At 72.8% G+C, this 13,630-nt stretch carries 11 protein-coding genes and 1 tRNA gene; 4 read left to right on the top strand and 8 right to left on the bottom strand.

What is annotated here, in order from left to right:
- Positions 1 to 8: 8 nt before the first annotated feature.
- Positions 9 to 1,169, top strand: coding sequence for a thiolase family protein (locus QOZ86_RS01275; RefSeq protein ID WP_284490130.1), 1,161 nt, complete (start codon positions 9 to 11; stop codon positions 1,167 to 1,169).
- Positions 1,170 to 1,746: 577 nt separating this feature from the next.
- Here QOZ86_RS01275 and crgA read toward each other — a convergent pair.
- The gene (gene crgA / locus QOZ86_RS01270; protein ID WP_284490129.1) at positions 1,747 to 2,019 is read right to left on the bottom strand and encodes a cell division protein CrgA; all 273 of its coding nucleotides are present in this window, start codon (positions 2,017 to 2,019) and stop codon (positions 1,747 to 1,749) included.
- Between the two features lie 134 nt (positions 2,020 to 2,153).
- Between crgA and QOZ86_RS01265 the strand changes: the two genes are divergently transcribed.
- The gene (locus QOZ86_RS01265) at positions 2,154 to 2,903 is read left to right on the top strand and encodes a DUF881 domain-containing protein (RefSeq protein ID WP_284490128.1); all 750 of its coding nucleotides are present in this window, start codon (positions 2,154 to 2,156) and stop codon (positions 2,901 to 2,903) included.
- A 61-nt stretch (positions 2,904 to 2,964) separates the two neighbouring features.
- Positions 2,965 to 3,624 (top strand): aminodeoxychorismate/anthranilate synthase component II, encoded by a 660-nt coding sequence (locus tag QOZ86_RS01260; protein WP_284490127.1) that lies wholly within the window; start codon positions 2,965 to 2,967, stop codon positions 3,622 to 3,624.
- Positions 3,625 to 3,693: 69 nt separating this feature from the next.
- Here QOZ86_RS01260 and pknB read toward each other — a convergent pair whose 3' ends face one another.
- The 7 genes from pknB to QOZ86_RS01225 form a co-directional block, all read right to left on the bottom strand.
- Positions 3,694 to 5,616, bottom strand: coding sequence for a Stk1 family PASTA domain-containing Ser/Thr kinase (gene pknB, locus QOZ86_RS01255; protein ID WP_284490126.1), 1,923 nt, complete (start codon positions 5,614 to 5,616; stop codon positions 3,694 to 3,696).
- A gap of 142 nt (positions 5,617 to 5,758) precedes the next feature.
- The gene (locus tag QOZ86_RS01250) at positions 5,759 to 7,507 is read right to left on the bottom strand and encodes a protein kinase domain-containing protein (protein ID WP_284490125.1); all 1,749 of its coding nucleotides are present in this window, start codon (positions 7,505 to 7,507) and stop codon (positions 5,759 to 5,761) included.
- Positions 7,507 to 8,949, bottom strand: a complete 1,443-nt coding sequence (locus QOZ86_RS01245; RefSeq protein ID WP_284490124.1) for a peptidoglycan D,D-transpeptidase FtsI family protein — start codon at positions 8,947 to 8,949, stop codon at positions 7,507 to 7,509. Before QOZ86_RS01245 ends, QOZ86_RS01250 begins: the two co-directional genes overlap by 1 nt.
- On the bottom strand, positions 8,946 to 10,352 hold the full coding sequence (locus QOZ86_RS01240) for an FtsW/RodA/SpoVE family cell cycle protein (protein ID WP_284490123.1): 1,407 nt from the start codon (positions 10,350 to 10,352) through the stop codon (positions 8,946 to 8,948). Before QOZ86_RS01240 ends, QOZ86_RS01245 begins: the two co-directional genes overlap by 4 nt.
- Positions 10,353 to 10,433: 81 nt before the next feature.
- Positions 10,434 to 11,852: a PP2C family protein-serine/threonine phosphatase gene (locus tag QOZ86_RS01235; RefSeq protein WP_284490122.1), complete on the bottom strand. Its 1,419-nt coding sequence runs from the start codon at positions 11,850 to 11,852 to the stop codon at positions 10,434 to 10,436.
- Positions 11,849 to 12,313 (bottom strand): FHA domain-containing protein FhaB/FipA, encoded by a 465-nt coding sequence (locus tag QOZ86_RS01230; RefSeq protein WP_284490121.1) that lies wholly within the window; start codon positions 12,311 to 12,313, stop codon positions 11,849 to 11,851. Before QOZ86_RS01230 ends, QOZ86_RS01235 begins: the two co-directional genes overlap by 4 nt.
- An 88-nt stretch (positions 12,314 to 12,401) precedes the next feature.
- Positions 12,402 to 13,211, bottom strand: a complete 810-nt coding sequence (locus QOZ86_RS01225; protein WP_284490120.1) for an FHA domain-containing protein — start codon at positions 13,209 to 13,211, stop codon at positions 12,402 to 12,404.
- Between the two features lie 174 nt (positions 13,212 to 13,385).
- Between QOZ86_RS01225 and QOZ86_RS01220 the strand changes: the two genes are divergently transcribed.
- A tRNA-Leu gene (locus QOZ86_RS01220) sits at positions 13,386 to 13,468 on the top strand.
- Positions 13,469 to 13,630 lie beyond the last annotated feature (162 nt).

Here is a 13,630-nt window from a genome sequence, read left to right as displayed (position 1 = left end):
GTGGGTCCATGCGTGATGCCGTCATCTGTGCCGCCGTCCGTACGCCGGTGGGCAAGCGCGGGGGAGGGCTGTCCGGCGTGCACGCCGTCGACCTGTCCGCCCACGTGCTGAACGCCATCGCGGAGCGCTCGGGCATCGACCCGGCCGTGGTCGAGGACGTCTTCTGGGGCTGCGTCAGCCAGGTCGGCGAGCAGACGTTCAACATCGGCCGCAACGCGCCGCTCGCCGCCGGCTGGCCCGAATCGGTGCCCGGCACCACGATCGACCGCCAGTGCGGTTCCTCGCAGCAGGCGGTGGCGTTCGCCGCGGCCACGGTGATCAGCGGTCAGGCCGACGTCGTCGTCGCCGGCGGGGTGGAGTCGATGAGCCGGGTCCCCATGGGCTCGGCCCGCGCCGACGGCTCGGCGGGCAAGCCGCTCGGCCCGCGTTTCCTCGAGCGCTACGACGGCGTCTTCCCCAACCAGGGCATCGGCGCGGAGATGATCGCCGAGCGCTGGGGCTTCTCCCGCACCCAGCTCGACGAGTTCTCGCTCACCTCGCACGAGAAGGCGGCCAAGGCGCAGGCCGACGGCGCGTTCGACGAGGAGATCGCCCCGGTCACCCTCGCCGACGGCACCGTGATCGACGCCGACGAGGGCATCCGCCCCGGCGGCACCCTGGAGAAGCTCGCCTCGCTGAAGACGCCGTTCAAGGAGGACGGCGTCATCAGCGCCGGCAACGCCAGTCAGATCTCCGACGGCTCAGCCGCCCTGCTCGTGACCACCAGCGAGAAGGCCCGCGAGCTGGGGCTGCGCCCGATCGTGCGGATCCACACCACCGTGATGGCCGGCGACGACCCCATCATCATGCTGACCGCCCCCATCCCGGCGACGCAGAAGGTGCTGGCCCGATCCGGGCTGTCGGTCGACGACATCGGGGTCTTCGAGGTCAACGAGGCGTTCGCGCCGGTGCCCCTGGCTTGGCTCGCCGACATCGGCGCCGACGCCGGGCGGCTCAACCCGCTGGGCGGCGCGATCGCCCTGGGCCACCCGCTCGGTGGTTCCGGCGCACGGATCATGACCACGCTGGTGCACCACATGCAGGCCACCGGCACCCGCTTCGGCCTGCAGACCATGTGCGAGGGCGGTGGCACCGCCAACGCCACGATCCTGGAGCTGCTCGACGCCTGATCTTGCCGCGTGTGGGACACCCCGTCGGTCCCACGATCGCGATGCCGCAGCCCCCGGCCGACCAATGGCCGGGGGCTGTGGCATCCCGGCTGTGGAGGGCCGTGTCCCTGGGTCGCCGTCCGCTCGCCGTCGGTGAGCGGACGGGTCCGTCCACATCCGGGTGCCTGCAGGTGTATCCGCTGGTCAGCGCGGACAACCGAGGGTCCGGCGAGCGACCTGAACGCACGGACATGTCGACTCGTCCACAACTGGGTACACAGCTGGGGACAGACTCACATTGCTGTAGTTACGCCGATGGACGCCCTGTCACACCCGTCCCATGCGGGGAGAAAACCCAGGTCAGCCGGGCACGACCCCCTCCATTTCCTCCACATTCGGTGGACAACCCTGGGGGTGGGGCGTCATGTCGACCTGTGGACGCTGCCCGACGACTGTGCACAGCATCCCCGGCCCCCCGCCGGCACCGGGCCGGAACGACCGAGGCCCCCGTCCCCGGACGGGGACGAGGGCCTCGGGGTCGGCCTTCTGCAAGGTCCCGCACCCAGTCTGCGAGAGGCGGGGGCAGGAGGGCCCTTGATCAGCGCCAGCGCATCGACATGATCAGCCCGGCGACCATGGCACCGAACCCGATCGCGAAGTTCCAGGCCTGCAGCGTGACCATGAACGGGATCTGGTCACCGGCGACGTAGTAGACGACGATCCACAGCAGCCCGAACAGCATGAGCGCCACCATGACGGGCGCGTACCAGCGCGGGCTGGGCTGCAGGGCCTTCGGCTGCGCGCCGCGCGACCGGCCGGCGTCCTCCGGGGGCGTGTACACCGACTTCTTGCGTACCTTCGACTTGGGCACGTACGAACTCCCTCCCGGGGGCCGGGCTCGTTCTCCCCGACCGGAACTGTCACCCAGACTAAACTTCGCGGCGACGACGACGGCGCCGCCTCACCCGAGCGAGCCGTCGCGCGTCGCGATCCGAGGAGGTGCCGGTGTCCCGCTCCCTGCTGCGTGGTGGTCGCCACTCCCCCTGGAGCGCGCTGGTGCCCGTCGTCGCCGTCGCCGCGGGCCTGCTGTTCGCCACGTCGGGGCGCACCGCCCAGGGCACCGACCTGCGCGCCGGCGACGTCACCGAGCTGTCGCAGCTGATCGAGGAACGGGAGGCGGCGGTCACCCGGCAGGGGCGGCAGCTGGCCGGGCTCCAGGATCGGGTGCAGCTGCTGACCGAGCAGGCCGCGAGCCGGGACGGTGCGGTGGCCGAGGCACAGGCCGTCGGCTCCGCCGGCGCGGTACCGGCCGGCCTCGTGCCGGTGTCCGGTGCCGGCGTGGTCATCACCCTCGACGACGCCCCCCAGCGCCCCGACGGCAGCCTGCCCGGCAACGCCCGCGCCGACGACCTGGTCATCCACCAGAGCGACGTGCAGGCGGTCGTGAACGCCGTGTGGGCTGCCGGCGCCGACGGCGTGGCGGTCATGGACCAGCGGCTGATCTCCACCAGTGCGGTGCGCTGCGTGGGGAACACCCTGCTGCTGCAGGGCCGCACCTACTCCCCGCCGTTCGTGGTGACGGCCGTCGTCGACGCGGCCGCGGTCGAGGCCGCTCTCGAGGCCTCTCCCCAGGTGGGCATCCTCGAGCAGGCCGCCGACGCGTTCGGGCTCACGTTCGAGGTACGCGACCGGCCCGAGGTCACCGTGCCCGCCTACGATGGCGGCCTCACCCTGCAGTACGCCGGCGCTCCCTGAGCGGACAGCGGATGCGGGACGAGGCCGCCGTCCCACCGTCCAGCGAGGAGTTCCGACCGCGATGACCGCCGCCGACCGTCCGGTCCTCGTCGTCGACAACTTCGACAGCTTCGTCTACAACCTGGTCCAGTACCTGGGACAGCTCGGCGTCCGCTGCGTGGTCCGTCGCAACGACGCCGTGGACGTCGACGAGCTGGCCGATCTGGACGTTGCCGGGGTGCTGCTCTCCCCGGGCCCCGGAACGCCGGCCGACGCGGGCGTCACGGTGCCGATGGTGCGGGCCGCCGCCGAGCAGGGCACGCCGGTTCTAGGCGTCTGCCTCGGCCACCAGGCGATCGCGGAGGCGTTCGGCGCCGAGGTGGTCCGGGCGCCGGAGCTGCTGCACGGGAAGACCAGCCAGGTGGTGCACGAGGGCCGCGGCGTGCTCGCCGGGCTGCCCTCACCGTTCACTGCGACCCGGTACCACTCCCTCGCCGTCGACCCCGCCACGGTGCCCGGCGAGCTGGAGGTCACCGGGCACACCCCCACAGGCCTGGTCATGGCGCTGCGGCACCGCGAGCTGCCCATCGAGGGGGTGCAGTTCCACCCGGAGTCGGTGCTCACCGAAGGCGGCCACCGGATGCTGGCCACCTGGCTGGCGGCCTGCGGGCTGTCGCCGGACGAGTCGGTCGTGTCCGCCGCCACGGCGGCCGCCCAGCGGCTGTCCTCCGCCATCCCCTGAGCAGCCCCGCCGGAACGACGAAGGGCTCCTCCCGTCGCGGGGAGGAGCCCTTCGTCGTGGTCCCGTCGGTCAGTCGGAGTCGACGGAACCTGGGCCCGCCTCCGGATTCAGCAGGACGGTGATCGGCGTGTCCCGGGCCTGCATGCTGCCGGCCGGCGGCTCCGTGCCGATCACCTCGCTCGGCCCCACGCCGGGGTCTCCTTCACCGTCCGCGCTCACGAACTGGATGTTGGTGAACCCGGCGTTTCGCAGATTGGTCTCGGCGTCGGCGCGCAACTGCCCCCGGACGTTGGGCACGGCGACCTGGGCGACCCCGCCGGAGACCTGCAGGACGATGCGCGTACCGGTGGAGGCGGGGCCGGCCGGCCCCGGGGTCGTGCTCACGACCGTCCCCGGCGCCTCCGCTGACTCGATCTCCTCCACGAGGATCTGGGCCTCGGTGAACCCTGCCTCGGTGAGGGTCGCGATCGCCTGGGCCTGCGGGACACCGGTCACGTCGGGCAGGTCGACCGTCCCCGTGGACAGGCCGAGGGTGACCGTCCCATCGGGGGGCACCGGCGCACCCACGGCCGGCTCGACGCTGGCGACCGTCCCCTCCTCCTCGAGGGAGTCCTCCTCGCGGGTGTCGATGCTGCCGGTGAACCCGGCCCGTTCCAGGGCTTCCCGGGCCTGGTCCTCGGTGAAGCCCACCAGGCTGGGCACGGTGATGCTGTCGGGGGCGACACCCACGACGAGCGCCACCTCGCTGCCGGGATCGACCTGCGCCCCGCCGGCGGGTGTCGTCTCGAGCACCACGCCCACCTGGTTCGGGTCGGTGGTGTCCCGCTCCGCCACCTCGCCGACCGCCAGACCGGCGTCGGTGATCGCCTGCCGGGCCTCGGCCACGGGCTGCCCCACCACCGGCGGGACCTGGACCTGCTGGGCGACGACCGGAGGGGGCTCCGCACCGCCGTTCAGCGCCACGGCCGCGGCGATGGCACCACCGAGCAGCAGGACGGCCAGGACGGAGACGATCGCGATGATCCGCCGCTTGCGACGCCGTGCCTCCTCGTCGCCGTCCCAGTCGTCGTCGGCGTATCGGTAGCTCCCGACCGGCGCACCGATGATCGCGGTCTTCTCGTCCTCGCCCATGACCGGCGTCGCCTCCACCCGCTGCCCGGCCAGCGCCCGCAGCAGGTCGTTGCGCATGTCGGCGGCCGACTGGTACCGGTTGGCCGGGTTCTTGCTCATCGCCTTCATCAGGATGGCGTCGAGCTCCGGCGGGACGTCGCGGTTGATCGACGACGGCAGCCGCGGATCCTCGCGCACGTGCTGGTAGGCCACCGAGACCGGCGAGTCACCGGTGAACGGCGGAGCCCCGGTGACCAGCTCGTAGAGCAGGCAGCCGAGGGAGTAGACGTCGGATCGGGCGTCGACACCCTCACCGCGCGCCTGCTCCGGGGAGAGGTACTGGGCGGTGCCGATCACCGCGGCGGTGGACGTCATGGTCGCCGCCGAGTCGGAGACCGCGCGGGCGATGCCGAAGTCCATGACCTTGACCGTGCCCTGGGGCGTGATCATGACGTTCCCGGGCTTGACGTCCCGGTGCACGATGCCGTTGCGGTGGCTGAAGTCCAGCGCGCCGCAGATGTCGGCGGCCAGGCTCATGGCGCGCTCGATCGGCAGCCGGCCCTCTCGGCGGAGGACGTCGCGGAGCGTCTCGCCCTCGACGTACTCCATGACGATGTACGGCGTCGCGCCGCTGGGGGTGCGGTCCTCGCCGGTGTCGTAGACGGCGACGATCGCCGGGTGGTTGAGGGACGCGGAGGCCTGCGCCTCCCGGCGGAACCGCACCTGGAACGACGGGTCGCGGGCCAGGTCGTTGCGCAGCACCTTGACGGCCACCTCGCGGCCGAGGCGCAGATCGCGTCCCAGGTGCACCTCGGCCATGCCGCCGCGGCCCAGGACTCCGCCGATCTCGTAGCGCTCACCGAGCACCTGCGGCGTGGTCATCGACGGTCCTCTCGGGCGGTTCGGTGCGCCGTCCGCACCCCGGTGTCGCGGGGCGTCCCGGCGGTGGCTCCCGCGGACAGGAGGCCGTCGGCGAGCCTAACCGCCGGATCGGCCGGAACCCGGGAGGCGAGGACCACCGGGCTCACTGGCCACCATCCGCCACTGGCGATGCATCGGTGGCCCCGTCTGTCGGGGTGGAGGACACCGAGGTCGGTGTCGTCGTCGGCGTAGGGCTGGGGGAGGGACTGGTCGTCGTGGGGGCCGGCTCGCCACCGAGCGACGGGCTCGCTCCGTCCTCGCCCTCCTCCTCGCCTTCCTCCTCGCCCTCCCCGGCGGGTGGCTGCACGGGCGCGGTCGGGATCGGCGTCGCCGGACGCGACGACGTGGTCGTCTCGGGAGCCGGCTCGGTCGTCGGGACGGGCTCCTCCTCGTCCACCTCGTCGTCCTCGGCCGCCCCGGGCACCCACCCGTCGACGGCGACGTAGAGCGTCACCTCGGCGCCCAGTGGCACGCGTCCCTCGGGCAGGAGACCGGCGACGGCGCCCTCGTCCAGCGACCGGCCGAGCGACTCCAGGAGGTCCTCGGGGGCGTCGTCCTGCGTGACCAGCAGGCCCGCGTCCCCGAGCTCCGCCTGCACCTCGTCGGCGTCCCGGCCGATGTAGTCGGCGGCCACCAGCGTCACCGTGGTGGGGGCGGCGCTGGTGGTGGTGACGTTCGGCGCGGGGTCGGCCTGCGTGCGGCCCGGTTCGTCGCCGTTCCCGGCCAGCAGCAGATAAGTGGTGCCGGCGAGCAGCAGGAGGAACACCACGGCCCCTGCCGCCCAGGCCCAGCGACGGCCGGAGCCGCGGTCCGGCGGTTCCTCGGCCAGCCACGCCTCGTCGCCGTCCGGCGGCGCGTGCAGGGGCGGCATGGGGCGGGCGCCGGTGGCGGCCGGGACCACGGGCATGCCAGCGGCCGGGGTGGCGAACACCTGGGTGCGCCCGTCGGCGGCGACGTCGACCACCCGGGTGGGTGCCGTGGCGGGCGCGACGACGGAGGCGGCCGGGGTCAGGTCGCCGCCGTCGGCCACCCGCCGGATGGCGTCGGCGAAGGCGCCGCCATCGGCGAAGCGGTCGGTCGGGTCCTTGGCCAGCGCCCGCTCGACGAGCAGCCGGACGGCGGGCGGGATGTCGCCCGGCAGCGGTGGTGGCGGGCGGTTGATGTGCGCCAGGGCGATCGCCACCTGCGAGGCGCCGTCGAACGGCCGCGCGCCGGCCAGGCACTCGAAGCCGACGACACCGAGGGAGTAGACGTCGGAGGCGGCGTCCACCTCCATGCCCTGCGCCTGCTCGGGGGAGAGGTACTGCGCGGTGCCCACGACCATGCCGGTGCGAGTCAGCGGAGCGGCGTCGCGGGCCTGGGCGATGCCGAAGTCGGTGAGCTTGACGACGCCGTCGGGCCGCACGATGAGGTTGCCCGGCTTGATGTCCCGGTGCACCACGCCCGCCCGGTGCGCGGCGGACAGCCCGTCGGCGGACTGGGCGAGCACGTGCAGGGTCCAGTCGACCGGGAGCCGGCCCTCCTCGTGCAGGATCGTGACCAGCGGCTGGCCCTCGACGAACTCCATGACCAGGAATGCCAGGGTTTGCAGGCCGCTGTCGTCGGTCGTCTCCCCGTAGTCGTAGACCGAGGCGATGTTCGGGTGCGACAGCGCCGCGGTGTGGCGTGCCTCGTTGCGGAAACGGGCCAGGAAGCTCGGGTCGTTCGTGTACTCGGTCTTGAGCACCTTCGCCGCGACGATGCGGTCCAGCACCTGGTCGCGGGCCTTCCACACCTCGCCCATCCCGCCGGTGGCGATGGGCGCGGTGATCTCGTAGCGCCCGGCCAGCAGGCTTCCGATGCCGAGTGCCATCAGTCCTGCCCCTCGAAGTAGGCCGCCATGACGTCGCGTGCGATCGGGGCGGACACATCCCCACCGGTACCTCCGCCGTTGGCCACGAAGACGGCGACGGCGATCTCCGGGTCGTCGGCCGGCGCGAAGCCCATGAACCAGTTGTGGTCGGGGACGCCCTCGCGCACCTGTGCGGTGCCGGTCTTGCCGGCGACCTCGATGCCGGGCAGCCGCGCGGCGCGGCCGGAGCCCTGCGCGACCACGCTGACCATCATCTCGGTGAGCTGGTCGGCGACCTCGGCGGAGATCGGCTCGCGCAGCGCCTCGGGCTCGGTCTCCGCCAGCACCGACAGGTCGGGTGCGCGCAGCTCGTCGACCAGGTAGGGCTTCATCTGCACGCCGTCGTTGGCCACGGTGGCGGCCACCAGGGCCGCCTGCACCACGGTCATCCGCACGTCGCGCTGACCGATGGAGGTCTGGGCCAGGGCCGCGTCGTCGACGATGTCGCCCACCGTGCTGGGCACCACCTCGAGCGGGATCTCCAGGCCTTCGTCGTCCAGCCCGAACGCCTCGGCCATCTCGCGCACCCGCTCCTCGCCGAGGTCGAGGCCGAGCTGGGCGAACGCGGTGTTGCACGAGATGGTCAGGGCGTCGAGCAGCGACTGCTCGCCGCTGGGGCTGCACGCCGATCCACCGAAGTTCGGGATCACCCGGCTGCTGCCGGGCAGGGGCAGCTCGCGGGGGGCCGGCACGACGGAGTCAGGGGTCAGCCCGTCCTCCAGCGCGGCGGCGGCGACGATCACCTTGAACAGCGAGCCGGGCGGGAAGTTGTCCTCGATCGCCCGGTTCACCCGGGGGTCGGGGTCCTGCCCGGTGATCAGCTCCATGTTCTCCCGGATGACCTCGGGGTCGTGGCCGGACACCAGGCCCGGGTCGTACGTGGGCGTGCTCGCCATGCCGAGGATCGCGCCGGTACGGGGGTCGAGCGCGACGACGGCGCCGGTGACGCCCTCCAGGCCGGCCATGGCGGCCGCCTGCACGGCGGGGTCGAGGGTCAGCACGACATCTCCGCCGGCCGGGTCGCGGCCGGTGAACAGGTCGGCGATGCGGCGGACGAACAGCCGGTCGTCGTCCCCGGAGAGCACGTCGTCCATGACGTCCTCGATGTACCGGTTGCCGTACACCAGCGAGTGGTAGCCGGTCACCGGCGCGTACAGCGGACCCTGCGGATACGTGCGCAGGTAGGTGAGCCGGCCGTCGGTGGGCACGGACAGTGCGATCTCGGTGCCGTCGACGATGATCGACCCGCGTTCGCGGTCGTAGGTCTCGGCCAGCACGCGGGTGTTGCGGTTGTCGTCGCGCAGCGCCTCCGAGCGGACCACCTGGATGACGTTGACGTTGATGATCAGCAGGGTGAACAGCACGAGGACGCTGATGGCGACGCGGCGCAGCGGGGCGTTCACGGCGTCACCACCTCGGTCGGGGCTTCCCCGAGCCGCACCGCCGGCGTGTGCGGGGTGGCCGGTCGCCGGGCGGCGTCGCTGATCCGGACGAGCAGCGCGACGAGGACGAAGTTGGCCACCAGCGACGAGCCGCCGTAGGCCAGGAACGGCGTGGTGAGCCCGGTCAGCGGGAGCAACCCGGTGACCCCGCCGAGGACGACGAAGACCTGCCAGGCGACGGCGAACGCCAGCCCGGCGGCCAGCAGCTTGCCGAAGGCGTCGCGGACGACGAGTGACGTGCGCAATCCGCGCTCGACGAGGATCAGATACACGACGATCACGGCCACGAGGCCGAACAGGCCCAGCTCCTCACCGACCGCGGCGGCGATGAAATCGCTCTTGGCGATCGGCACCTGGTCCGGGCGGCCACCACCGAGGCCGGCGCCGAACAGGCCACCGGTGCCGAGCCCGAACAGCGACTGCACCAGCTGGTAACCGGCGCCGTCGATGTAGGCGAACGGGTCCAGCCACGTGTCCACGCGCGCGCGGACGTGACCGAAGATCTGGTAGGCGATCAGCGCGCCGCCGGCGAACAGCGTGAGGCCGATGAACAGCCAGCTGGCGCGCTCGGTGGCGATGTAGAGCATGACCACGAAGATGCCGAAGAGCAGCAGCGAGCTGCCCAGGTCGCGCTCGAAGACCAGCACCAGGATCGACAGGATCCAGGCCAGCAGCACCGGGCCCAGGTCGCGGCCCCGCGGCAGCTCCAGGCCGGCGACCTTCTTGCTGGCCAGCGCCAGCACATCGCGCTTGTCGACCAGGTATGCGGCGAAGAAGACGACGAGGCAGATCTTGGCGAACTCCCCGGGCTGGATGGAGAATCCGGCGACCCGGATCCAGATCTTGGCGCCGTTGACCTCCGAGATGGAGGCGGGCAGCACGGCCGGCAGGGCCAGCAGCACGATGCCGAGCAGAGCCAGGGTGTAGGCGAACCGGGAGAGCGCGCGGTGGTCGCGCACGATGACCAGGACGGCCACGAAGAGGGCCACCCCGAGCGTGGCCCAGATCAGCTGCACGGGTGCGTCCTCGCGCGACGCCGTGTTCCCGGACATCTCGGCCGCCAGGTCCAGCCGGTGGATGACGGTGAGCCCCAGCCCCACGAGCAGGGCGACGGCAGGCAGGAGCAGCGGGTCGGCGTACGACGCCCAACGGCGGACGGCCAGGTGCGCCACGATCCACAGCGCGGTGATCCACGCGCTGAACATCGCCATCTCCGGCCGGAGCGAGCCGGTGACCGTGAGGTCCACGATGGCCTGGGCGGCCGTGGTGAGGACGACGGCGAACGCCAGCATCGCCGCCTCGGTCCCGCGCCGGGTCGGTGTGGCAGCCGCGGCGCCCCGCGGGTCGGTGACGGGACCGGGCATCAACACACCTCCGGAGGGGACCCGGGGCCTTCGGCGCTCACTGACACACCTCCGGTGGGGAACCCGTGCCTACGGCGCTCACTAGTCGGCCTCCCGGCAGTTCTCCCCCGCCTCGGACGACGAGGTGGTCCGGGCCGACGACGTGGTGGTCAGCTCCTCGGTCGCCGCCGCGCCCTCCGGCGGGGCCGGCTCCCCGGGGGCGGGCTCCTGCGCGGTGGTGGGCGCGGTCGCCGGCGGGAGCGCCGCGCTGGTGGACGCCGTGGCGTCCGTGGTCCGGGTGGCCGGGCGGCACAGCGGCAGCCGCTGGTCCCGCAGCGCCTCGAGGATGCGGTCGACGTCACCGGAGTCGTCGGCGGTGATGCTGCCCAGGACGTCGCTGCGGGCGGCCGGGGTCAGGTCGGACACCGCGAGGTCGGTGCCCCGGTCCAGGCGGTAGAGATCGAGGCCGACGATCGAGACGTCCAGACCGCGGAAGACGCCGACCTGCTGGTCGTCGCCGGGGCCGCTCACACCGACGAACCAGTGGTTGAGCGCCCACGCGTACACACCGATCGCCCCTGCCACCAGCACGGTGAGAAGGGCCCCCGCCACCAGGAGCATGCGTAGCGGGCGGCGGCGGGCGGAGGGGCCGCCGCCCGTCGGCAGTGTGGGTGGCGGCGGGGGAGGAGGGCCTTGATCGGCGAGCGCGGCCCGGCCGGCCGCGGACCGGGCGTCGACCTGGCGCTGACCGACGTTGTCACCGGCCGCGCCGTCGACGACCGGGTCGAACCGGCCGTTGCTGCCGGTGTCCTCGAGGACGTCGGCGACGATCACCGTGATGTTGTCGGGCCCGCCGCTGCGCAGCGCGAGCTCGACGAGGCGGTCGGCGGTGGCCTCCGGATCGGGGTCCTTCAGCGCCTCCGCCAGGGTCTCCTCGCTGACCACCCCGGAGAGGCCGTCGGAGCACAGCAGGTAGCGGTCGCCGGCGCGCGCCTCCCGCATGGAGAGGTCCGGCTCGACGTCCTGGCCGTTGAGCGCCCGCAGCAGGAGTGATCGCTGCGGGTGGTGATTGGCCTCCTCCGCCGTGATCCGGCCGTCGTCGATCAGCGTCTGCACGAACGTGTCGTCGTGGGTGATCTGGGACAGCTGGCCGTCGCGGAACAGATAGGCCCGGGAGTCGCCGACGTGGCACAGTGCCAGCCGGCCCCCCGCGAAGAGGATGGCGGTGAGCGTGGTGCCCATGCCCTCCAGCTGCGGCGACTCGCGGATGACCTCCCGCAGGTGCTCGCTGCCCTCGAAGACCGCCGACCGCAGCGCCTGCAGCATGTCGCCGGAGGGGGTGTCGTCGTCGAGGTGTTCGAGGGCGGCGATGACCACCTTGCTCGCGACGTCACCGGCGGCGTGGCCGCCCATGCCGTCGGCCACGGCCAGCAGCCGGGGCCCGGCGTACACCGAGTCCTGGTTGTTGCCGCGGATGAGGCCGCGGTCGGAGCGCGCGGCGTAGCGGAGAACCAGGGTCACGAACGCAGCTCCAGTGCGGTCTGGCCGATGCGGATCGGCTGGCCGGGGGCCACCAGCAGCGGTCCCTGCACGCGCTGCTGGTCGAGATAGGTGCCATTGGTGGAACCCAGGTCCTCCACGTACCACTGGCCGCCCCGGTTGGTCAGGCGGGCGTGGCGGGAACTGGCGAAGTCGTCGGTGAGGACGAGAGTCGAGTCGTCGGCCCGGCCGATGAGGATGGGCTGGTCAGCGAGGGTGATCTTGGTTCCGCTCAGCGGACCGGCGGTGACGACGAGGGACCGGGGGCCCTTCTGCCCGCGCTTCTTCTTCGGCGTCGCCGCCGAACGTGGCGGGACCGAGGCGACCCGGCCTGGCCGCGCGCCGAAGAGGTCGGCGCGCACCACGCGGAACGCCGCGAAGATGAACAGCCACAGCAGCAGCAGGAAGCCGAACCGGAAGATCTGCACCACGAGCTCCGTCACCGGACCACCGCCGCGGCTGGGGTCCCGCCGGCGTACCGGCGGAGGTGGTGCCGCCGGACCCCGTACTGCTGCGACGGCACGGATCCGGTCACGCCCCGTCCAGCCGGTAGACCAGGACGGAGTGGCCGATGCGGATGACGTCGCCGTCGCTGAGCGGCTGGCGGGTGACGCGGCGGCCGTTGACGAGCGTGCCGTTGGTCGAGCCGAGGTCCTCCACCGTGGCGACGTCCCCGTCGAGGACGACGTCGACGTGCTTGCGGCTCACGCCGGTGTCGGGGAGGCGGATGTCGGCCTCGGTGCCCCGGCCGATGACGTTGCGCCCCGTGGACAGCTCGTGCCGGGTGCCCGGGCCGTCGACGACCAGCACGTGGCTGTGGGTGGTGCGAGAGCCGGCCCGGCCGAAGATCGACGGGTTCTGCTTGCCGGTGTCGGTGGCCATGCGACCGCGCAGCGGGGGCAGCGGCGGGTGGCCGCCCACCGGCGCCGAGGCCATCGGCGGGAGGCCGGCGCGCGCGTCCGGGCGGACCCGGTCGGCGACCTCCGAGCTGACCTCGAAGATCCCGGTGGTCAGTTCGTCGTCCCGCTCGAGGGCGACGGTGACCTTGTCGAAGATCTGGTAGCCCTCGTCCTCGATGTGCTCGGTGACCATGTCGGCCAGCTCGCCGGCCAGCTGGTCCGACCACTGCCCCAGGTGGGCGAAGTCGGTCTCGCCGAGGCGGACCCGGTAGACGTTCGGCGCGAGCACGCGGCCCTCGCCGAGGACGGAGCGCTGCTCGTCGGCCTCGCGCTGCAGGGCCTTGGCGATCTCGGCCGGGTGCACCTTGCCCTTGAACAGGCGGGCGAAGGCCAGACCGACCATGCCTTCGAGTCGGCGCTCGAAGCGCTGCAGCACACCCACAGTCGCTCCTCTGCGCTCGCCGGACGTCCCACTCTGCCACCCGTGATCGTAGCCGGGACGAGCACGCCTGACTGCCCAGGAAGCTGCGACTCCCCGCACGGCGTTCTCGGGCCGGCCGGCGACCGACCCCCGCTCCGGGGTGTGGCGCACGGCTGCTACTGTCTCCCCTCGCCAGGGCAAGTGGCGGAATGGCAGACGCGCACGGTTCAGGTCCGTGTGTCCGAAAGGACGTGGGGGTTCAACTCCCCCCTTGCCCACTCCGGATTTTCGACGAGCGCCGGTCCCTCCGGGGGCCGGCGCTCGTCGCGTCTGGCGGTCCGGTCCCCTCCGACATGGCCGGACCCGGCGTGGTCGAGTCGGCGGCACGGTCGGAGTCGGCGGCGCACAGGTGCGGCTCGGGCATGGCGTTCTCCTCGCTC

The sequence above is a fragment of the Blastococcus capsensis genome, from assembly GCF_030165005.1.
In the GTDB taxonomy this organism is placed as follows: Bacteria; Actinomycetota; Actinomycetes; order Mycobacteriales; family Geodermatophilaceae; genus Blastococcus; species Blastococcus capsensis.
This window is presented reverse-complemented; position numbering and strand designations above follow the sequence as displayed.